At 59.3% G+C, this 21936-nt stretch carries 25 protein-coding genes; 24 read left to right on the top strand and 1 reads right to left on the bottom strand.

Annotated elements, in window-relative coordinates:
- Positions 1-225 precede the first annotated feature (225 nt).
- The 3 genes from rluC to JFU37_RS05655 are packed head-to-tail and all read left to right on the top strand — an operon-like array spanning position 226 to position 2851.
- On the top strand, positions 226-1188 hold the full coding sequence (gene rluC, locus JFU37_RS05665) for a 23S rRNA pseudouridine(955/2504/2580) synthase RluC (RefSeq protein ID WP_201113836.1): 963 nt from the start codon (positions 226-228) through the stop codon (positions 1186-1188).
- A complete protein-coding gene (locus JFU37_RS05660; protein WP_201113834.1) occupies positions 1175-1837 on the top strand; it encodes an HAD-IA family hydrolase in 663 nt (220 codons plus the stop codon). The genes rluC and JFU37_RS05660 overlap by 14 nt, the downstream gene beginning before the upstream one ends.
- Positions 1838-1861: 24 nt before the next feature.
- Complete coding sequence (locus JFU37_RS05655) at positions 1862-2851, top strand: S49 family peptidase (RefSeq protein ID WP_201113832.1); 990 nt, start codon at positions 1862-1864, stop codon at positions 2849-2851.
- A 131-nt stretch (positions 2852-2982) separates the two neighbouring features.
- On the opposite strand, the gene JFU37_RS05650 is transcribed toward JFU37_RS05655, so the two are convergent.
- Positions 2983-3561: a Maf family protein gene (locus tag JFU37_RS05650; protein ID WP_201113830.1), complete on the bottom strand. Its 579-nt coding sequence runs from the start codon at positions 3559-3561 to the stop codon at positions 2983-2985.
- A gap of 105 nt (positions 3562-3666) precedes the next feature.
- On the opposite strand from JFU37_RS05650, the gene JFU37_RS05645 reads away from it, so the two are divergent.
- From JFU37_RS05645 to JFU37_RS05545, 21 genes are all read left to right on the top strand, one after another.
- Positions 3667-4194, top strand: a complete 528-nt coding sequence (locus JFU37_RS05645) for a YceD family protein (protein ID WP_004371317.1) — start codon at positions 3667-3669, stop codon at positions 4192-4194.
- A 13-nt stretch (positions 4195-4207) separates the two neighbouring features.
- A complete protein-coding gene (rpmF, locus tag JFU37_RS05640) occupies positions 4208-4390 on the top strand; it encodes a 50S ribosomal protein L32 (RefSeq protein ID WP_008152339.1) in 183 nt (60 codons plus the stop codon).
- A gap of 4 nt (positions 4391-4394) precedes the next feature.
- Entirely contained in the window at positions 4395-5405 is a 1011-nt protein-coding gene (gene plsX, locus JFU37_RS05635; protein WP_201113821.1) for a phosphate acyltransferase PlsX, read from the top strand.
- A gap of 125 nt (positions 5406-5530) precedes the next feature.
- Complete coding sequence (gene fabD / locus JFU37_RS05630) at positions 5531-6469, top strand: ACP S-malonyltransferase (protein ID WP_201113819.1); 939 nt, start codon at positions 5531-5533, stop codon at positions 6467-6469.
- 16 nt (positions 6470-6485) lie between these two features.
- Positions 6486-7229, top strand: coding sequence for a 3-oxoacyl-ACP reductase FabG (gene fabG, locus JFU37_RS05625; RefSeq protein WP_201113817.1), 744 nt, complete (start codon positions 6486-6488; stop codon positions 7227-7229).
- A 191-nt stretch (positions 7230-7420) separates the two neighbouring features.
- The gene (gene acpP / locus JFU37_RS05620; protein ID WP_003442511.1) at positions 7421-7657 is read left to right on the top strand and encodes an acyl carrier protein; all 237 of its coding nucleotides are present in this window, start codon (positions 7421-7423) and stop codon (positions 7655-7657) included.
- A 108-nt stretch (positions 7658-7765) separates the two neighbouring features.
- Positions 7766-9010: a beta-ketoacyl-ACP synthase II gene (gene fabF, locus JFU37_RS05615; RefSeq protein WP_033056953.1), complete on the top strand. Its 1245-nt coding sequence runs from the start codon at positions 7766-7768 to the stop codon at positions 9008-9010.
- Positions 9010-9825, top strand: a complete 816-nt coding sequence (gene pabC / locus JFU37_RS05610; protein WP_201113815.1) for an aminodeoxychorismate lyase — start codon at positions 9010-9012, stop codon at positions 9823-9825. The genes fabF and pabC overlap by 1 nt, the downstream gene beginning before the upstream one ends.
- Positions 9826-9828: 3 nt before the next feature.
- Positions 9829-11070 carry an endolytic transglycosylase MltG gene (mltG, locus tag JFU37_RS05605; RefSeq protein ID WP_201113813.1) on the top strand — a complete coding sequence of 414 codons (1242 nt, stop codon included), beginning with the start codon at positions 9829-9831 and terminating at the stop codon, positions 11068-11070.
- Between the two features lie 19 nt (positions 11071-11089).
- Positions 11090-11722: a dTMP kinase gene (tmk, locus tag JFU37_RS05600; RefSeq protein ID WP_201113812.1), complete on the top strand. Its 633-nt coding sequence runs from the start codon at positions 11090-11092 to the stop codon at positions 11720-11722.
- Complete coding sequence (locus JFU37_RS05595; protein WP_201113810.1) at positions 11715-12701, top strand: DNA polymerase III subunit delta'; 987 nt, start codon at positions 11715-11717, stop codon at positions 12699-12701. Before tmk ends, JFU37_RS05595 begins: the two co-directional genes overlap by 8 nt.
- Before the next feature lie 42 nt (positions 12702-12743).
- The gene (locus JFU37_RS05590) at positions 12744-13100 is read left to right on the top strand and encodes a PilZ domain-containing protein (RefSeq protein ID WP_201113808.1); all 357 of its coding nucleotides are present in this window, start codon (positions 12744-12746) and stop codon (positions 13098-13100) included.
- Between the two features lie 14 nt (positions 13101-13114).
- On the top strand, positions 13115-13906 hold the full coding sequence (locus tag JFU37_RS05585) for a TatD family hydrolase (protein WP_201113801.1): 792 nt from the start codon (positions 13115-13117) through the stop codon (positions 13904-13906).
- Positions 13907-14302: 396 nt separating this feature from the next.
- Complete coding sequence (locus JFU37_RS05580; protein ID WP_008152317.1) at positions 14303-14941, top strand: TetR/AcrR family transcriptional regulator; 639 nt, start codon at positions 14303-14305, stop codon at positions 14939-14941.
- Positions 14942-15080: 139 nt separating this feature from the next.
- Positions 15081-16049, top strand: coding sequence for a GTP 3',8-cyclase MoaA (locus tag JFU37_RS05575; RefSeq protein WP_201113799.1), 969 nt, complete (start codon positions 15081-15083; stop codon positions 16047-16049).
- A gap of 239 nt (positions 16050-16288) precedes the next feature.
- Positions 16289-16897, top strand: a complete 609-nt coding sequence (locus JFU37_RS05570) for a DUF4823 domain-containing protein (protein ID WP_201113790.1) — start codon at positions 16289-16291, stop codon at positions 16895-16897.
- Positions 16898-16913: 16 nt separating this feature from the next.
- Positions 16914-17474: a DUF1285 domain-containing protein gene (locus JFU37_RS05565; protein ID WP_201113788.1), complete on the top strand. Its 561-nt coding sequence runs from the start codon at positions 16914-16916 to the stop codon at positions 17472-17474.
- Positions 17475-17579: 105 nt separating this feature from the next.
- Entirely contained in the window at positions 17580-18293 is a 714-nt protein-coding gene (locus JFU37_RS05560) for a GntR family transcriptional regulator (protein ID WP_201113780.1), read from the top strand.
- Positions 18290-19288, top strand: coding sequence for an ADP-ribosylglycohydrolase family protein (locus JFU37_RS05555; protein ID WP_201113778.1), 999 nt, complete (start codon positions 18290-18292; stop codon positions 19286-19288). Before JFU37_RS05560 ends, JFU37_RS05555 begins: the two co-directional genes overlap by 4 nt.
- A 191-nt stretch (positions 19289-19479) precedes the next feature.
- Positions 19480-20946, top strand: a complete 1467-nt coding sequence (locus JFU37_RS05550; protein WP_201113768.1) for a purine-cytosine permease family protein — start codon at positions 19480-19482, stop codon at positions 20944-20946.
- Entirely contained in the window at positions 20939-21868 is a 930-nt protein-coding gene (locus JFU37_RS05545; RefSeq protein WP_201113758.1) for a PfkB family carbohydrate kinase, read from the top strand. The genes JFU37_RS05550 and JFU37_RS05545 overlap by 8 nt, the downstream gene beginning before the upstream one ends.
- The last annotated feature ends 68 nt before the right edge of the window (positions 21869-21936 follow it).

Below are 21936 nucleotides of genomic sequence, written 5' to 3'. Positions count from 1 at the left end.
GCGGCATGCTTCAGGCCTCATGTCACCTGCGCTCGTTACACCTGCAAACTCCACCGTTACGTAGCAAAAGCCCCGTAGGACGGCCTCGCGTCCTGGTGAATTGCGTTGGTCAGGGCCGGTTTTTGACCGTTAGTCCGCTGTCCAGGCCGCTTTTGGCGACGTTCGCGACTATAGCAGCAATGATTAAGTGCTTCAATTCCATAAAAAATTGTTATCATCCGCGCCATGACGACTACAGCCCCTTCGACCCCAGCCGTACAACTGCTGGAGGTCTCGCCGGAATATGCCGGCCAACGTATTGATAACTTTCTTCTCGCTCGGCTCAAAGGCGTGCCCAAGACCTTGATTTACCGCATTTTGCGCAAAGGCGAAGTGCGGGTGAACAAAGGTCGGATCAAGCCCGAATACAAGCTGCAGGCGGGCGATATCGTGCGCGTGCCGCCGGTTCGCGTGCCCGAGCGCGACGAGCCGGTGCCGCTGGCCCAGGGCCTGTTGCAACGACTCGAAGCCTCGATTGTCTACGAAGACAAGGCGCTGATCGTGATCAACAAGCCTTGCGGCATTGCGGTTCATGGTGGCAGTGGCTTGACCTACGGCGTGATCGAAGCCTTTCGTCAGTTGCGTCCGGATTGCAAGGAGCTCGAACTGGTTCACCGTCTCGACCGTGACACCTCCGGCCTGCTGATGATCGCCAAAAAGCGCAGCATGCTGCGTCACTTGCACACGGCATTGCGCGGCGATGGCGTCGACAAGCGCTATATGGCGCTGGTCCGCGGTAACTGGGCAGCCTCGATCAAGCAAGTCCGTGCGTCGCTGGGCAAGAGCAATCTGCGCTCCGGCGAGCGCATGGTCGAGGTCGACGAGGAGGAGGGCAAGGAGTCTGTGACCGTGTTCAAGGTCCTGCGTCGCTTTGGCGACTTTGCCACCCTGATCGAAGCCAAGCCGATCACTGGCCGAACCCACCAGATTCGCGTCCACACCTTGCATGCCGGGCACTGCATCGCTGGCGACACCAAGTACGGCGATGACGATTTCAGTAAAGAAATTCGCGACCTGGGCGGAAAGCGCCTGTTCTTGCACGCCTACATGCTGACTGTGCCGCTACCGGATGGCGGTGAGTTGAAGTTGCAGGCGCCCGTCGACGAGATGTGGGCTAAAACCGTGGAGCGCCTGAGTGCACCCCTCTGATTACAAGCTGCTGATTTTCGATTGGGACGGCACTCTCGCTGACTCCATTGGTCGGATTGTCGAGGCGATGCACGTCGCGTCCGAGCGTTCCGGCTTTCAGTTGCGTGATGATTTTGCCGTCAAAGGCATCATCGGCCTGGGCTTGCCGGAAGCGATCCGCACGTTGTACCCCGAAATCGGCGATACCGAGCTGGTAGCGTTTCGCGAGCATTACGCGGATCACTACATCGCTGCGGAAGCGGTGCCTTCGCCGTTGTTTGAAGGTGTCGTCGAGTCGATGGAGGCGTTTCGCGCCGAGGGTTATCATTTGGCCGTGGCCACCGGCAAGGCCCGTCGCGGGCTGGATCGGGTACTGAAGACGCACGGCTGGGAACGTTATTTCGACATCACCCGTGCCGCCGATGAAACCGCCAGCAAGCCGCATCCGCTGATGCTCGAGCAAATCCTCGCCCATTGCGGGGTTCGCCCGGAGCAAGCGTTGATGGTCGGCGATTCATCGTTTGACCTGCAGATGGCGCGCAACGCCGGGATGGATTCAGTAGCGGTCAGTTACGGCGCTCAATCGATTGAAGCGTTAAAGCTGTTCGAGCCGGCCTTGTCCATCGACCGTTTTTCAGAATTGCATGCCTGGCTGAGTCAGCGGGCTTAATCGGATTTTGCTGGGGAAGATGTCATGACCGACGAATGGAAAGCGCCCGCGAAGGCGAGCGCGGAGAGCGGTGACGATAAAAGCTGGAAGCTACTGGAAAAGACCCTGCTGGCCAGTGTGCAGGAGCAGCGCCGGTCGCGCCGTTGGGGGATTTTCTTCAAGCTGTTGACCTTTGTGTACCTGTTTGGCGCGCTGATCCTGTTCACACCGCTGATGGACATGGAAAAAGCCGCCACCCGCAGTGCCAATTACACCGCGTTGATCGACGTGACCGGCATGATCGCCGACAAGGAGCCGGCCAGCGCCGACAACATCGTCGGCAGCCTGCGCGCGGCCTTCGAGGATGAGAAGGTCAAGGGTATCATCCTGCGCATCAACAGCCCGGGCGGCAGTCCGGTGCAGTCGGGTTACGTCTACGACGAAATCCGCCGTCTGCGCGGCCTGCACCCGGATACCAAGGTATATGCGGTGATCTCGGATCTGGGTGCCTCCGGTGCTTACTACATTGCCAGTGCGGCGGACCAGATCTACGCCGATAAGGCGAGCCTGGTGGGTTCCATTGGCGTGACGGCGGCCGGTTACGGATTTGTCGGCACCATGGAGAAGCTGGGCGTCGAGCGTCGCACCTACACCTCTGGCGAGCACAAATCGTTCCTCGATCCGTTCCAGCCGCAGAAGCCTGACGAAACTCAGTTCTGGCAGGGTGTGCTCGATACCACTCATCAGCAGTTCATCAACAGCGTCAAGCAGGGCCGTGGCGAGCGTCTCAAGGACAAGGAGCATCCGGAGCTGTTCTCCGGGTTGGTCTGGAATGGCGAGCAGGCGTTGCCGCTGGGTCTGATCGATGGCTTGGGAAATGCCAGTTCGGTAGCGCGCGATGTGATTGGCGAGAAAGAGTTGGTGGACTTCACCGTTCAGGAGTCAACGTTTGATCGCTTCTCGAAAAAGCTCGGTGCCAGTGTGGCGGAGCAATTGGCAATGTGGATGGGCTTTCACGGTCCGTCGCTGCGCTGATTCTCTGGCTGTACAAAAAAACCGGCCTTTGGGGCCGGTTTTTTAAGTCAAAAGATCGCAGCCTGCGGCAGCTCCTACAGGGGGGGTGCGTCCATCTGTAGGAGCTGCCGCAGGCTGCGATCTTTTGATCTTCAAGGTATCTGCACACCTTCGCTCAGCAGCATGTCGATCAGGCGAATCAGCGGCAGGCCGATCAGGCTGGTGGCATCAGGGCCTTCGGTGCGTTGAAACAGGCTCACCCCCAAACCTTCGGCTTTGAAGCTGCCAGCGCAATCGTAGGGCTGTTCGGCGCGCAGGTAGCGTTCGATGCGTGTCGTGTCGAGTGTGCGCATGTGTACGGTGAAGGGCACGCAGTCGACCTGGCAATGACCGGTCTGGCTGTTGAGCAGCGCCAGGCCCGTCAGGAAGGTCACACTGGCGCCGCTGGACGCCAGCAGTTGTTCGCGGGCCTTTTCGAAGGTGTGGGGTTTGCCGATAATCCGCTCACCGAGTACGGCGACCTGGTCGGAGCCGATGATCAGATGAGCGGAATGCGTGCCAGCGAGTGCGCGTGCTTTCTGTTCGGCGAGGCGTTTTACCAGTTCGATGGCCGACTCGTCAGGGTGATGGCTTTCGTCGATGTCCGGCGAGCTGCACGTGAACGGCAGCTGCAAGCGGGCCAGCAATTCCCGGCGATAGACCGAGCTTGAAGCGAGTAATAAAGGCAGCATGCGCATCTCCAAAAGGCAGGCACGAATTCTAGCGAGGCTTCCAAGTGACGGACAGGGCTGAATTTCCTTTGACATGGCTGGGGGCATCCCTATAATGCTGCGCCTATGTTGAATGACCCGATTCCACCTCACGTTGACCCGCGCAAATTGGCTGATCGTGGCACCACCCTTCAAGGTGAACTGCTGCTGGCCGATTTGGAGAGACTCTGCGACCCGCTTTCCGATACTGTCGGTACGGTGCAGGCTAAATTCGTTTTTGAACGAGATGAACGTAAGTCTGTGGTAATCCACAGTTTTATCGACACCGAGGTCAAAATGGTTTGCCAGCGTTGTCTTGAGCTGGTCACCCTGCCGATCCATAGCGAATGCAGTTATGCTGTGGTGAAGGAGGGTGCGAATACCCAGTCGTTGCCGAAAGGTTATGACGTGCTGGAACTGGGCGAAGATCCTTTGGATCTGCAGTCACTGATCGAGGAGGAGCTTCTGCTCGCCTTGCCCATTGTGCCTGCTCATCATCCGGAAGAATGCCAGCAGCCGGCGGGTCTCGATGAGCCCGAACCGAGCGAGGACGAGGTAACGCGGTCCAACCCGTTCAGTGTATTGGCGCAGTTAAAGCGTGACCCAAACGTTTAGGAGTTAATCAATTATGGCTGTTCAGCAGAACAAAAAATCCCGCTCTGCCCGTGACATGCGTCGTTCGCACGACGCCCTGACGGCAAGCACTCTGTCTGTAGAAAAAACCACCGGTGAAATTCACCTGCGTCACCACGTATCGCCAGAAGGCGTATACCGTGGCCGTAAAGTGATCGACAAGGGCGCTGACGAGTAATCACTTGTCTGCTCAAGTCATCGCGATTGACGCAATGGGCGGGGACTTCGGTCCCCGCAGCATTGTTCAGGCCAGCCTTGCTTGTCTGTCTGCTACACCCTCGCTGCACCTGACCCTCGTCGGTCAACCCTCTCTTCTTGAAGAATTGCTCAGCGGCCAATCGGCTGTGGATCGCTCGCGCCTGTCGATTACGCCGGCGTCCGAATTTATCACCATGGACGAGAAGCCTGCCCAGGCCTTGCGTGGCAAGCCCGATTCGTCGATGCGCGTGGCGCTTGAGTTGCTGCGTGATGGCAAGGTCCAGGCCTGCGTCAGCGCCGGTAATACCGGTGCATTGATGGCGTTGTCGCGGTTTGTGCTCAAGACCTTGCCGGGCATTGACAGGCCAGCGATGGTGGCGGCGATTCCGACGCAGAAGGGCTACTGCCAATTACTTGATCTGGGCGCCAACGTTGATTGCAGTGCCGAGCATTTGCTGCAATTTGCGGTGATGGGCTCGGTGGCGGCAGAAACCCTCGGCATTGTGCGTCCGCGCGTGGCGCTGCTGAACATCGGCACCGAAGACATCAAGGGCAATCAGCAGGTCAAGCTGGCGGCCACGTTGTTGCAGGCTGCCCGTGGCATCAACTACATCGGTTTTGTCGAAGGTGACGGTCTGTACCGTGGCGAAGCGGATGTGGTGGTGTGCGACGGTTTTGTCGGCAATATTCTGCTCAAGTCCAGCGAAGGCCTGGCGACCATGATTGCCGGGCGCATAGAAGCGCTGTTCAAGAAGAGTGTCGGGTCGAGAATGGTTGGGGCGCTGGCGTTACCGCTAATGAAGCGTCTGCAAGCCGACTTGGCGCCTGCACGGCACAACGGCGCAAGTTTTCTCGGGTTGCAGGGAATTGTGGTGAAAAGCCATGGCTCAGCCGGGGTTCAAGGGTTTCAGAGTGCGATCTCGCGAGCGTTGATCGAGATACAGGAAAACCTGCCGGAACGGATTCACGGTCGTCTGGAGGATTTGTTGCTTTAGGCGTTTTCGTCGGACAATGCTTAAATGTGACCGCTCAATTCAATTGGCCATCCAACTGTCAGTTTCTTGCGTCCCTCAGGCGGGACGTCAATTCTCCGACGACAAGATCATTAGGGGCTTGTTACATGTCTGCTTCCCTCGCATTCGTCTTTCCGGGACAGGGTTCGCAGTCCCTCGGCATGCTGGCCGAGTTGGGCGCGCAACATCCGGTTGTCCTCGAAACATTCAAAGAAGCTTCCGAAGCACTGGGTTACGACCTGTGGGCACTGACCCAGCAAGGGCCGGAAGAGCAACTCAATCAAACCGATAAAACCCAACCGGCCATTCTGACCGCCTCGATCGCTTTGTGGCGTCTGTGGCTGGCGGAAGGCGGTGCGCGTCCGGCTTACGTTGCCGGTCACAGCCTGGGCGAATACAGCGCCCTGGTCGCGGCGGGCAGCCTGAGTCTGGGCGACGCGGTGAAGCTGGTTGAGCGTCGCGGTCAGCTGATGCAAGAAGCCGTTCCGGCCGGGCAGGGCGGCATGGCCGCTATCCTCGGCCTGGACGATGCCGACGTGCTGGCGGCCTGCGCCGAAGCAGCGCAAGGCGAAGTGGTCAGCGCGGTTAACTTCAACTCCCCTGGCCAAGTGGTCATCGCCGGTGCCAAGGCTGCGGTCGAACGCGCCATCGAAGGCTGCAAGGCGCGTGGTGCCAAGCGCGCCATGCCGTTGCCGGTCAGTGTGCCGTCCCATTGCGAACTGATGCGTCCGGCGGCCGAGCGTTTTGCCGAATCGATTGCTGCGATTGACTGGCAAACTCCGCAGATTCCTGTGGTACAAAACGTGAGCGCCAACGTGCCGGCCGATCTGGAAACTCTCAAGCGCGATCTGCTTGAGCAGCTCTACAAGCCTGTACGCTGGGTTGAGTCGGTCCAGGCGCTAGCCGCCAAGGGCGCGACCCAATTGGTAGAATGCGGCCCGGGCAAAGTGCTGGCCGGTCTGAACAAGCGTTGCGCCGAAGGCGTGTCGACATCCAACCTTAATACCCCAGACGCGTTCGCTGCCGCCCGTGCAGCGCTGGTCTGAATCAGGAGAAGCTTGCATGAGTCTGCAAGGTAAAGTTGCACTGGTCACCGGTGCGAGCCGCGGTATCGGCCAGGCTATCGCCCTGGAACTGGGTCGTCAGGGTGCCATCGTCATCGGCACCGCGACGTCCGCCTCGGGTGCTGAGCGCATCGCCGCTACCCTGAAAGAAAACGGTATTCAAGGCACTGGCCTGGAACTCAATGTCACCAGCGACGAGTCCGTGGCGACCGTTCTGGCGAGCATTCAGGAACAGTTCGGTGCGCCGGCGATCCTGGTCAACAATGCCGGTATCACCCGCGATAACCTGATGATGCGCATGAAAGACGACGAGTGGCATGACGTCGTCGATACCAACCTGAACAGTCTGTTCCGCCTGTCAAAGGGCGTTTTGCGCGGTATGACCAAAGCCCGTTGGGGACGAATTATCAGTATTGGCTCGGTTGTGGGTGCCATGGGCAACGCAGGCCAAGTAAACTACGCTGCCGCCAAGGCCGGTCTGGAAGGTTTCAGCCGTGCACTGGCGCGTGAAGTCGGTTCGCGTTCGATTACGGTAAACTCGGTGGCCCCAGGGTTCATCGACACCGATATGACCCGTGAACTGCCCGAGGCACAGCGTGAAGCCTTGCAGACGCAAATTCCGCTGGGCCGTCTGGGACAAGCACAAGAGATCGCGTCTGTGGTCGCTTTTCTTGCGTCCGACGGTGCGGCTTACGTTACTGGGGCTACAATCCCGGTGAACGGCGGGATGTACATGAGTTAAATGTGACGGGTTGCTTCAAAAAAATGTCATACGAGCTGTCTAAAATCCGTTATAAAGCTGCAATCTATTTATAGGCAGAGGGCTACAGGGTTTGAGGAGTGAAGCTTTCAGTTGAAAAACTGAAAAGTCTTTCTATACACTTACCCACTGGCCAGCTGCCTGAATTTGTCCATTAGGAGTGAAAACAAGGTATGAGCACCATCGAAGAGCGCGTCAAGAAAATCGTTGCTGAGCAACTGGGCGTTAAAGAAGAAGAAGTGGTCAACACTGCTTCCTTCGTCGAAGACCTGGGTGCCGACTCCCTTGACACCGTTGAGCTGGTGATGGCTCTGGAAGAGGAATTCGAGACCGAAATCCCTGACGAAGAAGCTGAGAAGATCACTACTGTACAAGCCGCAATCGATTACGTTACTAACCATCAGGCTTAATAGCTTGTAATCGTTGCTTGCTGTCATGGAAAAACCGCACTGCCATTACGGCGTGCGGTTTTTTCTTTAGGCCTGATGCAAAGTCGTCATTTGAAAAAGGAGAGTGCTGTGTCGCGTAGACGCGTCGTAGTCACCGGTATGGGTATGTTGTCGCCACTGGGCACGGATGTGCCGAGCAGTTGGCAGGGCATTCTGGCTGGCCGCAGTGGCATTGGTCTGATCGAACACACCGACCTTTCTGCCTATTCCACCCGTTTTGGCGGCTCGGTAAAGGGCTTCAATGTCGAGGAATACCTGTCGGTCAAGGAAGCTCGCAAGCTCGACCTGTTCATTCAGTACGGTCTGGCCGCAGGTTTTCAGGCTGTGCGCAACTCCGGTCTGGAAGTCACCGACGCCAACCGTGAGCGCATCGGCGTGGCCATGGGTTCAGGTATTGGCGGACTGACCAATATCGAAGAAACCAGCCGCACCCTGCATGATTCCGGCCCACGACGGATTTCTCCGTTTTTCGTGCCTGGCTCGATCATCAATATGATTTCCGGTTTTCTGTCCATCCACTTGGGTGCACAGGGACCTAACTACGCCATCGCCACCGCGTGTACCACCGGTACGCACTGCATCGGCATGGCGGCACGCAACATCATGTACGACGAAGCCGACGTGATGATTGCCGGCGGTGCCGAGATGGCCGCGTGCGGCCTCGGCATGGGCGGCTTCGGTGCCTCCCGCGCGCTGTCGACCCGTAACGACGAGCCAACCCGCGCCAGCCGTCCCTGGGACAAGGGCCGTGATGGCTTCGTGTTGTCGGACGGTGCTGGCGCACTGGTTCTTGAAGAGCTGGAGCACGCCAAGGCTCGCGGCGCGACCATCTACGCCGAGCTGATCGGCTTCGGCACCAGTGGCGACGCCTACCACATGACTTCGCCACCCGCCGATGGTGCCGGTGCTGCACGCTGCATCACCAATGCCCTGCGCGATGCGAAGATCAATGGCGATCAGGTTCAGTACGTCAACGCCCACGGCACTTCGACATCGGCCGGCGACCTTGCGGAAGCCTGTGCGATCAAGTCGGTGTTCGGTGATCACGCGTATAAACTGGCCGTCAGTTCGACCAAATCCATGACCGGCCACCTGTTGGGTGCGGCGGGCGCGGTCGAAGCGATCTTCAGCGTGCTGGCGATCAACAGCCAGGTGGCGCCACCGACCATCAACCTCGATGAGCCGGACGAAGGTTGCGACCTCGATTTCGTGCCGCACACTGCGCGCAACATGGATATCGATGTGGTGCTGTCCAACTCCTTCGGATTTGGTGGTACCAACGGCTCGCTGGTGTTCCGTCGGTTCGCTGACTGATGGACAGCTGGGTCGACGGTCAGCCGGCTGACACGTTGTCGCTGAAGGATCGCGGCCTGGCTTACGGCGATGGTCTATTTGAGACCATTGCTGTGCGTGGCGGGCAGCCGCTGTTGCTGGACCGGCATCTGTCGCGTCTGACAGATGGCTGCTCGCGGCTGGCAATCACTGCCGATCACCCGTTGATCCGCAGTGAACTGCAGGCCTATGCCGCGGTGTTGGGTGAGGGTGTGCTCAAGCTCATCGTCACACGCGGCGACAGCCTGCGCGGATACGCGCCGGATCCCTCGGCACAAGCGCGCCGTATTCTGCAGGGCAATCCTCCGGTCGCTTATCCTGCTATTCACGCGGAGCAGGGCGTTCGTCTGTTTCCGTGTGCGACACGACTTTCCAGACAACCACTGCTCGCCGGCCTCAAGCATCTCAATCGGCTTGAGCAAGTGATTGCCCGTTCCGAATGGCAGGACACCGAGCACGCCGAAGGCTTGATGCTCGATCAGGCCGGGCGCGTGATCGAAGGCGTGTTCAGTAATCTGTTCCTGGTGCGCGATGGCGTGTTGATCACTGCCGATCTCAAACGCTGCGGCGTGGCAGGCGTGATGCGTGCTGAATTATTGTTTCAAGCCGAGTCCTTGGGGATCCCCACGCAAATCACCGACATCACCCTCGAACAGCTGCAATGGGCGGATGAGGTCTTTGTCTGCAACAGCGTGTATGGCGTCTGGCCTGTACGCGCGTATGCCGCACTGAGCTGGCCGGTTGGGCCGCTCACCCGTAAACTCCAAATCATTGCCCGCGCGCTACTGGATGCTTGATACGTGAGACGTAAATTCTTGCTGCTGCTGGAAACCGGATTGGTTTTGGCGGGGCTGTGTCTGGGCGCTTCGGCCTGGAAGATCCATTCAGCGCTGGAACAGCCGCTGAACATCGCCCAGGAAGAACTGCTGAATGTGCCGAAAGGCACGACACCCACCCGCACCTTCTATCGACTCGAAGCCAAAGGCGTCATCAAGGACGCTTTTTGGCTGCGCGTGTATTGGCGCTTCAATCTGGGCAAACAACCGTTGCACAGTGGCGAGTACCGCATGCAGCCCGGCATGACCGTCGAAGGCCTGATCGACTTGTGGAAGCGCGGGGAAATGGTTCAGTACAGCCTGACCCTGGTCGAGGGCTGGAATTTCCATCAGGTGCGTGCGGCGCTGGCCAAGGATGAAAAACTTGAGCAGACGCTGAACGGCTTGAGCGATAGCGAAGTGATGAACAAGCTGGGCCACACCGGAATCTTTCCGGAAGGGCGATTCTTCCCGGATACCTACCGCTTCGTGCGTGGCATGACCGACGTCGATCTGCTGAAAAAAGCGTACGATCGCCTCGACGAGGTCCTCGCCAAGGAATGGGATCAGCGCGCCCCTGACGCACCGTACACCGAACCGTATCAAGCGTTGATCATGGCGTCGCTGGTGGAAAAGGAAACCGGTGTGCCACAAGAGCGCGGACAAATTGCTGGCGTCTTTGTGCGGCGCATGGCGATTGGCATGTTGCTGCAGACCGATCCGACGGTGATCTACGGCCTCGGTGACCGTTACAGCGGCAAGTTGACCCGCGCTCACCTCAAGGAACCGACGCCTTACAACACCTACATGATTTCTGGTTTGCCACCGACGCCGATTGCTATGGTCGGTCGTGAAGCCATTCATGCGGCGCTGAATCCGGTCGCCGGCAACAGCCTCTACTTTGTTGCTCGCGGTGATGGCAGCCACGTGTTCTCCGATGACCTGGATGCACACAACAATGCGGTGCGTGAGTTCCAGCTCAAGCGTCGCGCCGATTACCGTTCCAGCCCGGCGCCTGCGACTGCGCCAGAGGCGCCGGACGCTCAGGAAGCTCAGGAATCGATTCCTGCGGCTTCGCCTGACATTGCGCCCGAAGAACTACCACCGGTCGTGCCGCAAGAACCCGCGGCTGCACCTGCACCTGCACCTGCTCCTTCAGCTGCACCCGCACCCGCACCCGCACCCGTGCCTGAACCGGATGCAACCGCGCCGCAAAGCCCGCAATGACTCTGATTAAGGACTGCCTGTGACTGGCTTGTTTATTACCCTGGAAGGCCCGGAAGGAGCCGGCAAGAGCACCAACCGCGAGTACCTGGCCGAGCGCCTGCGCGCTGCCGGTATCGAGGTGGTGCTGACCCGCGAGCCGGGCGGTACACCGTTGGCCGAGCGGATCCGCGAGGTGCTGCTGGCGCCGGTCGACGAAGTGATGAATCCGGACACGGAGTTGCTGTTGGTGTTCGCCGCACGAGCCCAGCATCTGGCCGAGGTGATTCGCCCGGCACTGGCGCGTGGCGCGGTCGTGCTGTGTGATCGTTTTACCGATTCGACTTATGCCTATCAGGGCGGTGGCCGCGGTTTGTCGCTGGAGCGCATCGCGGCGCTGGAAACATTTGTCCAGGGTGATCTGCGCCCGGACCTGACGTTGATCTTTGATCTGCCGGTGGAAGTGGGGCTGGCCCGGGCGAGTGCTCGCGGACGGCTGGACCGCTTCGAACTCGAAGGCCGAACCTTTTTTGATGCTGTGCGCAGTGCCTTCCTCAAACGCGCTGAAGCGGATCCTGCGCGTTATGTCCTGGTCGATGCCGCCCAACCGCTGGCGCAGGTTCAGCTGTCTCTGGATGCCTTGCTGCCGCGTCTGCTGGAGCTGACTCGTGGCTGAAGCCTATCCGTGGCAGGACAGTCTCTGGCAGCAGTTGGCGGGCCGCAAGCAACATGCTCATGCCTATCTGCTGCACGGCCCGGCCGGGATTGGCAAGCGAGCGTTGGCCGAACGGTTGATGGCCAGTTTGCTGTGCCAGCGTCCGACCGCGCAGGACGCCTGCGGCGAATGCAAATCCTGCCTGTTGCTGAAGGCTGGTAGTCATCCCGACAATTACATTCTGGAGCCGGAAGAAGCCGATAAGGCGATCAAGGTCGATCAGGTTCGTGATCTGGTCAGCTTCGTGGTCCAGACCTCGCAGATGGGCGGCCGCAAAGTGGTGCTGATCGAGCCGGCCGAGTCGATGAACATCAACGCCGCCAACGCCTTGCTCAAAAGCCTTGAAGAACCTTCTGGCGATACCGTTTTGCTGTTGGTCAGCCACCAGACCAGTCGACTGTTGCCGACCATCAAGAGCCGTTGCGTGCAGCAGGCTTGCCCACTGCCCGGCGAGGCCATGAGTCTTGCCTGGCTGGCAAAGGCTTTGCCGGACTGTTCGGAAGAAGAGCGCATCGAATTGTTGACCCTGGCTGCCGGCTCGCCACTGGCTGCGGTCAGTTTGCAGACTCAGGGCGTGCGCGAACAGCGTGCGCTGGTCGTCGATGGCGTGAAGAAGTTGCTCAAACAGCAGCAATCGCCGACTCAATTGGCTGAAGGCTGGAATGCGATTCCGTTGTTGCTGTTGTTCGACTGGTTCTGCGACTGGTCGAGCCTGATCCTGCGCTATCAGCTGACCCAGGATGAAGAAGGGTTGGGGCTGGCGGACATGCGCAAGGTGATTCAGTACCTGGCGCAGAAAACCAGTCAGGACAAAGTCCTGTCTATTCAGGACTGGATCCTCGCCCAACGCCAAAAAGTCATGAGCAAAGCCAACCTGAATCGGGTGCTGTTGCTGGAGGCGTTGTTGGTGCAGTGGGCGGGTTTACCTACCCAGAAGTGACCGCCTGAGCCTAGACTCTGAGCGTCAGCAGTGGAGGTCAGCATGAATGAAGTCGTCAATCCGGGACCGCGTAACGGCATTTTGTCTCTGACCATCAAGGACACGTCCGTGCTTTACGCGGCCTACATGCCGTTCATCAGGAACGGTGGCCTGTTTATTCCGACCAACAAAAGCTACACGTTGGGCGATGAGGTATTCATGCTACTGAACCTGATGGATGACGCCGAAAAGATTCCGGTCGCCGGCAAGGTGGCCTGGATCACCCCTAAAGGTGCTCAAGGTAACCGGGCCGCCGGGGTCGGCGTGCAGTTCAATGAAGGCGACAACACCGCGCGCAGTCGAATCGAAACCCATCTGGCCGGAGCCCTGAAATCCGACCGTCCCACTCATACGATGTAAGTTGCAGCCCTTTTATGCTCGTAGATTCCCATTGTCACCTTGATCGCCTTGACCTCGCCGCCCACGACGGCTCCCTGGACGCTGCCCTTGATGCGGCGCGTCAGCGCGGGGTAGGGCACTTTCTGTGCATCGGTGTCAGCGTCGATAACGCCGCCGACGTCAAAGCCCTGGCCGAGCGTTACGACGACGTCGACTGCTCGGTTGGCGTGCATCCACTGGACGTTCAACCGGGTGCCGCGCCGGCACTGGATTGGCTATTGCAGGAGCTTAATCATCCGCGAGTGGTGGCGATTGGTGAAACCGGCCTGGATTATCACTACGAGCCGGAAGCAGCGGAATTGCAGCAGGCGTCGTTTCGCCTGCACCTGCAAGCGGCGCAGCAGACAGGCAAGCCGGTGATCATCCACACCCGTGGCGCCCGCGCCGACACATTGAGCCTCTTGCGTGAAGCTGCGCTGCCGCAGGCGGGCGTGCTGCATTGCTTCACTGAAGACTGGGAAATGGCCAAGGCTGCACTGGATATGGGGTACTACATTTCCCTGTCCGGCATTGTCACTTTTCGCAATGCCGATGCGTTACGCGATGTCGCCAGCAAAGTGCCCGCTGATCGCCTGTTGGTGGAGACCGATTCGCCCTACCTTGCACCGATCCCGCATCGTGGAAAGCCGAACCTGCCGCAATATGTGCGGGAAGTGGCAGAATTCCTGGCGATGCTGCGCGGTGAGTCCTACGAGCGGTTTGCCGAGCAGACCACCGAGAACTTCAAGCGATTGTTTCCGTTGGCGCACGTCAGAGCATCGGCGTAACGCCGGGAAAGATCGCAGCCTGCGGCAGCTCCTACGAGGGCTTTGGTCGCCTGAATCGCAGGCAAAAAAAACCCGGGTTCTGGGGGGTGAATCCGGGTTAAGACCATTAGGAGTAAAACAATGGTACGCGGTCCGTTGGTACCAATATCGGCGTAACACTTGGGGGAGATGTCCCGCCGACAGTTCAAGTATTGATCAGTATTGCGCCGAGTCCAGTTTACCGGCCCCGGTTTTTAAACAATTTTGGAATACAGCCGCTTCGGAAGAGTTCTCATCAACTCACGACCCTGTCGGAATTCATCAAGAAACACATATATGGTCGGATGATCCGTGCATTTTTGCGCAAGTTAGGCATAATACGCGGCTTCGAATTTTGACCCCTACAGACCTTTTCTTATGCATAAAGAACCTCGTAAGGTCCGTGAGTTTCGTCGCCGCGAGCAAGAAATTCTCGATACCGCGCTCAAGCTGTTCCTCGACCAAGGTGAAGACAGTGTCACCGTCGAGATGATTGCTGATGCCGTCGGTATCGGCAAAGGCACGATCTACAAGCACTTCAAATCCAAGGCCGAGATCTACCTGCGCCTGATGCTCGATTACGAGCGCGATCTGAATGAGCTGTTGCATTCGGCCGATGTCGACAAGGACAAGGAAGCGCTGTCCCGGGCCTACTTCGAATTCCGCATGCGCGACCCACAACGCTATCGGTTGTTCGATCGCCTGGAAGAAAAGGTGGTCAAGGGCAACCAGGTGCCGGAGATGGTCGAGGAACTGCACAAGATTCGTGCCTCGAATTTCGAGCGCCTGACCCTGCTGATCAAGGGTCGTATCAGTGAAGGCAAGCTCGAAGACGTGCCGCCTTACTTCCATTACTGCGCATCCTGGGCGCTGGTGCATGGCGCCGTCGCGCTGTATCACTCGCCATTCTGGAGCAATGTGCTGGAAGATCAGGAAGGCTTCTTCCAGTTTCTGATGGACATCGGCGTGCGCATGGGCAACAAGCGCAAGCGCGATACCGACACCCCGAGCAGCTGAGCCATTCAGCTGTTTGATTGCGCAATGTTTTCGCTACATGGCGCGTGACCGCAGGAATATACTCAGGCATGGGACTTGCTAAAACTTGATTTGTGAGTCAAGTTTTGCGGGTTCGAATTTTCTATCGCCGGAGTGATCCATGATCGTTGACCGTCAAGGCAGGCGTTTTCGCAATTTGCGAATCAGTCTGACCTCAGCCTGCAATTACGCTTGCACCTATTGCGTGCCCAACGGCAAGCGACTGGTGGCTGCGCAGGATGAATTGTCAGCCGAAGCCATGGCGCGCGGTGTGGCGTATTTGATCGAAGCCGCCGGCATTGAACGCTTGCGTATCACGGGTGGCGAGCCGCTGGTCAGTCCCAAACTCGAAACCTTCATGAACTCCGTCGGGCAGATGGGCCTGGACGACATCAGTCTGACCACCAATGGTCAGCTGCTGGCGAAAAAACTGCCCCTGCTGGTGAATGCCGGCATTCGTCGCATCAATGTTTCCCTCGATACCCTGGATGCCAGTGCGTTCCGCAGCATTGCTCGCGGCGGTGACCTGGCGACCGTGCTCGACGGCATGGACCAGGCCAGCGCAGCCGGCCTCAAGATCAAGGTCAACATGGTCCCGTTGCGCGGACAGAACCTCGATCAGGTGATGCCGCTGCTCGATTACTGTCTGGAGCGCGGCTATGAGCTTCGTTTCATCGAGTTGATGCGCATGGGCCACCTGGCCAGCGACTCCAATGCCTTCCTCCAGCAATTCGTCAGCCTTCAGCAGTTGCTGAGCCTGATTGGCGAGCGCTACGAGTATCTTCAAGCCGATGCGCCTGTCGACGCGACAGCGGTGCGCTACGAAATTCCGGGGCAGGGCCACTTCGGTGTGATCGCCAACGAAAGCGTTCCCTTCTGCCGCACCTGCTCGCGGCTGCGTTTGTCATCAACGGGCTGGCTGCATGGCTGCCTGTCGTCGAGCAATCGTCACTATGTCGGCGATTTGTTGGACAAGCCTCGTCATCAGGCGCTGCCGGCCTTGCAACGACTCTTGGTGAAAGCCTTGGGCGACAAGCAGGAAGTGGCGTTCTCCGGTGGCGCGACCATCATGAAGATCATCGGCGGTTAAGCAAGACTAGTAGCAGCTGCCGAGCCTGCAGGGCTGCGTTCGGCTGCGCAGCAGTCGTAAAATCTGAACGCGCGGTCTTCCTGAAACACTGCATCGCCTGATTTCACGACTGCTTCGCAGCCGAACGCAGCCTCGCAGGCTCGGCAGCTGCTACAAGGTTGTGTTTCTCCTGAGCTGGCGCGGAAGCTGCATTCCATGGCCATTCGCCGGTTTTCCGTCACCGGCCTCTGGAGGGTAGGATGCGTAGCCTGGTTTTGCTGCTGGCCATTTTGGCGCTTGGTGGCTGCATGAATGTCAGCGATCTGGCTGAAGGGACTCGCTACCATATGAGCGACGCAGGGCTGCTGGATCACAGCGACAGTCGCCGCGTAAACAATCTCCGTATCCAGCCGGACTCGTTCGTCTACATCGCCCAGGGTGCCTTCGTTCCGCCGGGCAGTGTCATCTACCCGCGACCGAACGTGATCGCCGAAGTCGCGTTCGATGGCTTTGTCGAATACTTCCCGATGGTCCGCCGCGCGCAAACGCCGGAAGGCCTCGACCAAGCCATGAGTGAAGCCCGTGCTGCCGGTGCGCATTACTTGCTCTACACCCGTTTTGCCAAGTCCGATGACCGTATCGGCAACTCGGACGAATGGCTGGATCAGGAAGCCGTGGATCGCCTCGGGATCGACAGCGGCGTGATTCAGATCATGTTGATCGAGACCAGCACCCAGTATTTGATTGATACTGCGCGTATCAAGAGTCGTGGCGGTTTACTGACGTTCCACGACACCAAACCAGAAGACCTGATGGGCCCGCCGCTGGCGCAATACGCACGCAGCCTGCTGGGCCTCAGCGACCAATAACTCAAAGGAGAGCAGCATGAGCGGTCCGGAAAAAGCCATCGACTTGTTGGGGCAAATCCCCAAAACCAAAGGCTTGCCGCCGGTCCACCTGTGGAACCCTGACTTCTGCGGCGACATCGACATGCGCATCGCCCGCGATGGCACCTGGTTCTACCTGGGTACGCCGATCGGGCGCAAGCCGATGGTCAAGCTGTTCTCCACCATTATTCGCCGCGATGGCGATGATTACTTCCTGATCACCCCGGTCGAGAAAGTCGGTATCAAGGTCGACGATGCGCCCTTTGTGGCGATTGCCGTGGACGTTGAAGGCGAGGGTGAAGCGCAGCGCTTGCGCTTCACCACGAATGTCGACGAGACGGCCGAAGCAGGCGTCGAACACCCCATTCGCGTGGTGATCGATCCAGTGACGCAAGAACCTGCACCCTATGTGCATGTGCGTACCAACCTCGAAGCCCTTATTCATCGTAACGTGTTCTACCAGCTGGTGGAGCTGGCCGTGACCCGGGAAATCGACGGGCAGCGCTGGTTGGGTGTGTGGAGCGGTGGTGAGTTTTTTCCCATCGGTCTTGAGCCGTAATTGATCACAAATCTAATGTAGGAGGGGGCTTTGATCCCGCCCCTTCGGTCACATCCCTTAAATACCTCTTGCTCGGCCCATCTCGTTTCGGTTATCACGCTGTACATGATTAGACAGGTACGATTTGACAAGAAACAACGGGTGGTCGACGAACTCATCCGGCGCATCGAAAGCGGCCTCATGGAGGACGGCTTGTTGTTGCCGGGCGAGCATCAGTTGGCTCAAGAGTTCAAAGTCAGCCGAGGCACGCTGCGTGAAGCCCTGGCCGAACTGAAACGGCGCCACTACATCGCGACCCAAAGCGGTGTCGGTTCCATTGTCACGTTCGACGGTGTGGTGCTCGACCAGCGCAACGGTTGGGCTCAGGCGCTGGCCGACAGTGGGGCGCTGATCAATACCGAAGTGCTGCGGCTGGAGGCGGTCACCCGTCCTGACCTGCTGTCGCGTTTCGGCACCGATCAGTTCATCACCCTTGACCGTCGCCGCCGCTCCAACGACGGCACGCTGGTCTCCCTCGAACGCTCGTTGATGCCTGCCACCGGAGGTCTGGAAAGCCTGCCGCGTGTCGGTCTGATCGATAATTCCCTGACCATTACCCTGGCCGCCTACGGCTACATTGGTGAGCGCGGCGATCAATGGATCGGCGCCGAACCCTTGAATACCGAAGACGCCAAGCTGCTCGGTCGCCCGGTCGGCACGGTATTTCTCAAAGCCTTGCGCACCACCTATGACCGAAAAAACCGCTTCATGGAGCAGGTCGAAAGCTTGCTCGACCCTGTGCACTTCCGACTGCACCTGCAATTTGGAACGTCACAGTGACCGCGCTCAATCGTGCCCTCGGCGCGTTCTACGGATTGGCGCTGGGGGATGCGCTGGGCATGCCGACGCAATCCCTGAGTCGCGCCGAAATCAAGGCACGCTTCGGTGAGATCAGCGGGCTCGAAGATGCCGGCCCGGATCAACCCATTGCGGCCAACATGCCCAAAGGCTCGATCACCGACGACACCGAACAGGCGATTCTGGTCGGTCAGTTATTGATCGACGGCGCGGGCCGGATCGAACCGTCAGTGCTCGCCCAACGGCTGATCGAATGGGAAGCCGGGATGCAGGCCAAGGGCTCGCAAGACTTGCTCGGTCCTTCGACCAAACACGCGATCGAGATGATTCTCGCCGGTCATTCGCCGGAAGACGCGGGACGCTACGGCACCACCAATGGCGCGGCGATGCGCATCACACCGGTCGGGATTGCGGCGGATATCGCCGATCCTGAACGCTTCATTAACGCGGTGGTGCAGGCCTGCCAGGTCACTCACAACACCACGCTGGGTATTTCCAGCGCGGCGGCGGTGGCGGCCGTGGTCTCGGCCGGCATCAACGGCATGGACCTGGGCGCGGCGTTAAACCTCGGTCAGCAAATCGCTGAGCAAGCTGAAAGCCATGGCCACTGGGTCGCAGGCGGACGCATCGCCTCGCGTATCAGTTGGGCGCGGACCCTCAGCGTCGACAGCGACAAGGCATTACTGGCGGACCTGATGTACGACGTGATTGGCACCTCGGTGGCCTCCCAGGAATCGGTCGTCGTCTCGTTTGCTTTGGCCCAACACGTGGCCATCGGCGAAATGAACGCCTTCGAAGCGCTGTGCATGGCCGCGAGTTTAGGCGGCGACACGGACACCATCGCGGCGATACTCGGCGCCATGCTCGGGGCCTGCCTGGGACTGGAAAGTTGGCCGGTGGCGATGATCGAGCAAGTCAAAGCCGTTAACGATCTGGAACTGGAACCGCTGGTGCAGGGGCTGTTGGCCTTGCGTTGACAGCACTGGCCTCTTCGCGAGCAAGCCCGCTCCCACAGATACTGTGCGTACCGTAAGGCTTGCGCTATCTCTGTGGGAGCGGGCTTGCTCGCGAAGGGCGCGCCACCTACTTGAAATTTCACCCGCAAAGGAACACACAGGTCGACTTCCGCAATTGCCCACAATCACAAAAATGGCAACAGGAGCATCGCATGAGTTCATCGAACGCCGGGCCAAGCGCCGGGCAATTGGAAACCCGTGGCATCGAATCGGTACCGGAGGCCGAGTGTAGCGGTCACCCGCTGCAACTGTTCTGGGTCTGGTTCGCAGCCAACATTTCCATCCTCGGCCTGCCGCTGGGCGCCACGCTGGTTGCCTTTCGCGGCCTGGCAATCTGGCAGGCGATTATCGTCGCGATCCTCGGCGCTGCGGGCTCTTTCGCTGTGGTCGGGATCATCTCCATCGCCGGTCGTCGTGGTCGCGCGCCGAGCCTGACCCTGTCGCGAGCGATCTTCGGCGTACGCGGTAACATCGCGCCGACCCTGGTCTCGCTGATGTCGCGCCTGGGTTGGGAGACCGTCAACACCACCACCGCAGCGTTCGTGTTGCTGTCGCTGTGCTCGATCCTGTTTGGCTCGCCGGTGGAAGCCAAAAGCGCGCCGGTATTGACTCTGATCTTCATCGCGATTTTCGTGTTGCTGACCTTGTCGGTGTCCGGCCTCGGGCATGCGACGTTACTGGTCATCCAGAAGTGGGCCACTTACGTATTCGGCGCACTGAACATTCTGGTCGGAGGTTTCCTCTGCGCCACCATCGACTGGAGCGCGGTGTTCAACGCCACCCCCGCACCGTTGAGCGCAATGATCATCGGTGTCGGTACGATGGCGGCCGGCACCGGGATTGGCTGGGCCAACGCCGGTGCAGACATGTCGCGCTATCAGCACCGCAGCGTCAACGCTGTGCGCCTGGTGGCGTCGGCGGCCTTCGGGGCGGGAATCCCGCTGGTGTTGCTGATCACCCTTGGCGGCCTGCTGTCGGTGGGTAACAACGACCTGGCTTCGGCCACTGACCCGATCGTCGCGATCCGCGACATGCTCCCGACCTGGATGGCCGTGCCGTACCTGATCACCGCGTTCGGTGGATTGCTGCTGTCGAACAACCTGTCGGTGTACTCCGCCGGTTTGACCACGCTGACCCTTGGCCTGAAGGTCAAGCGCGTCTACGCGGTGGTGGTTGATATCGTCGCCATCTTTGCCGGTTCGATTTACTTCATGCTGATCGCCGACAGTTTCTATGGTCCGTTCATTACCTTCATTTCCTTGCTGGCAGTACCAATCACGGCGTGGGTCGGGATCTTCGTCGTGGACCTGATTCACCGTCATTACTACAGCCCCAAGGACCTGCTGGACGTCAGCCCGAGCAGTGCTTATTGGTATAGCGCTGGCATCGAGTGGCGCGCATTGGGGGCGTGGGCGGTGGCGATCGCGTTGGGCTTCAGCTTCACCACCATCGGCACCACTGAACAAACTACCTGGTTCCGCGGGTTCCTGTCCGACTCCTGGCTGGGGCATAACGGCCTCGGCTGGATCGTGACGTTCCTGGTGGCGGGGGGGATTTATTTTGTTCTTGGTGGGGCGAAGGATCGTCGTGCCGCGATGACCGAGACTGCTCATGCCTAGATTGCTACACACTGGCCAGGTCATGATCGACCTGGTCATGGCCGTGGATAAACTGCCTCAGTCGGGCGGCGATGTGCTGGCGCAGTCCGCCAGTTTTGAAGCCGGCGGCGGATTTAATGTGATGGCTGCTGCACGGCGTAATGGTTTGCCGGTGGTCTACTTCGGTCGTCATGGCACCGGTCGTTTCGGTGATCTGGCGCGCGAGGCCATGAACGCTGAAGGCATTCGGATCGGCATCGCTCAGCGTGCCGAACGGGATACGGGCGTGTGCGTGGCCGTGACCGATGCGTCGGCTGAACGCAGTTTCATTTCGTACATCGGCGCCGAAGGCGAGTTGACGGCCGAGGATTTGGCGAGCGTGCCGGCCGAGGCGGGCGACTACGTTTACGTCAGCGGCTACAGCCTGCTGCATGGCGGCAAGGCTCAGGCGCTGGTGGAGTGGGTTGTCGGTTTGCCGAAGGCGATCAAGGTGGTGTTCGATCCGGGCCCTCTGGTCGATTCGCCGGATGCACCGTTGATGCAGGCGTTGTCGCCGCGCATTGATCTGTGGACCAGCAACCGTGTTGAGGCGCTGCGGTTCACCGGGGCGTTGAACATTGCCCAAGCATTGGATCGGTTGACCGAGTCTCTACCCGCCGACGTGTTGATGGTGGTTCGCGATGGCCCGCAAGGGTGTTGGATCAACCAGCGTGGCGACCGTCAGCATGTGCCGGGCTTCAAGGTGGAAGCGGTGGACAGCAACGGCGCGGGGGATGCGCATGCCGGGGTGTTTGTGGCCGGGTTGGCGCAAGGGTTGTCGGCGCTTGAAGCGGCGCGGCGGGCGAATGCGGCGGCGGCACTTGCGGTCACCCGCTGGGGGCCGGCGACTTCGCCGGGAATTGCTGAAGTGGATAAACTTATCCGGGAGACTTTCGGCGACTGATCTGACGCTTTCGCGAGCAAGCCCGCTCCCACATTCGACCGAGTTCTTCCGAAAGAAATACGGTCAAA

The sequence above is a fragment of the Pseudomonas sp. TH41 genome, from assembly GCF_016650695.1.
Classification (GTDB): Bacteria; Pseudomonadota; Gammaproteobacteria; order Pseudomonadales; family Pseudomonadaceae; genus Aquipseudomonas.
The sequence above is the reverse complement of the archived record's forward strand: the minus strand, read 5'-3'. Positions and strand labels throughout refer to the sequence as shown.

Coding starts and splice junctions, on each gene's coding strand:
- pabC (WP_201113815.1), top strand. CDS start 9,010: ATGGACAGCTGGGTCGACGGTCAGCCGGCTGACACGTTGTCGCTGAAG.
- fabD (WP_201113819.1), top strand. CDS start 5,531: ATGTCTGCTTCCCTCGCATTCGTCTTTCCGGGACAGGGTTCGCAGTCC.
- JFU37_RS05570 (WP_201113790.1), top strand. CDS start 16,289: ATGCGTAGCCTGGTTTTGCTGCTGGCCATTTTGGCGCTTGGTGGCTGC.
- JFU37_RS05655 (WP_201113832.1), top strand. CDS start 1,862: ATGACCGACGAATGGAAAGCGCCCGCGAAGGCGAGCGCGGAGAGCGGT.
- JFU37_RS05650 (WP_201113830.1), bottom strand. CDS start 3,561: ATGCTGCCTTTATTACTCGCTTCAAGCTCGGTCTATCGCCGGGAATTG.
- JFU37_RS05565 (WP_201113788.1), top strand. CDS start 16,914: ATGAGCGGTCCGGAAAAAGCCATCGACTTGTTGGGGCAAATCCCCAAA.
- JFU37_RS05645 (WP_004371317.1), top strand. CDS start 3,667: ATGTTGAATGACCCGATTCCACCTCACGTTGACCCGCGCAAATTGGCT.
- fabG (WP_201113817.1), top strand. CDS start 6,486: ATGAGTCTGCAAGGTAAAGTTGCACTGGTCACCGGTGCGAGCCGCGGT.
- JFU37_RS05545 (WP_201113758.1), top strand. CDS start 20,939: ATGCCTAGATTGCTACACACTGGCCAGGTCATGATCGACCTGGTCATG.
- JFU37_RS05550 (WP_201113768.1), top strand. CDS start 19,480: ATGAGTTCATCGAACGCCGGGCCAAGCGCCGGGCAATTGGAAACCCGT.
- JFU37_RS05575 (WP_201113799.1), top strand. CDS start 15,081: ATGATCGTTGACCGTCAAGGCAGGCGTTTTCGCAATTTGCGAATCAGT.
- JFU37_RS05590 (WP_201113808.1), top strand. CDS start 12,744: ATGAATGAAGTCGTCAATCCGGGACCGCGTAACGGCATTTTGTCTCTG.
- rpmF (WP_008152339.1), top strand. CDS start 4,208: ATGGCTGTTCAGCAGAACAAAAAATCCCGCTCTGCCCGTGACATGCGT.
- rluC (WP_201113836.1), top strand. CDS start 226: ATGACGACTACAGCCCCTTCGACCCCAGCCGTACAACTGCTGGAGGTC.
- JFU37_RS05585 (WP_201113801.1), top strand. CDS start 13,115: ATGCTCGTAGATTCCCATTGTCACCTTGATCGCCTTGACCTCGCCGCC.
- acpP (WP_003442511.1), top strand. CDS start 7,421: ATGAGCACCATCGAAGAGCGCGTCAAGAAAATCGTTGCTGAGCAACTG.
- JFU37_RS05580 (WP_008152317.1), top strand. CDS start 14,303: ATGCATAAAGAACCTCGTAAGGTCCGTGAGTTTCGTCGCCGCGAGCAA.
- JFU37_RS05560 (WP_201113780.1), top strand. CDS start 17,580: ATGATTAGACAGGTACGATTTGACAAGAAACAACGGGTGGTCGACGAA.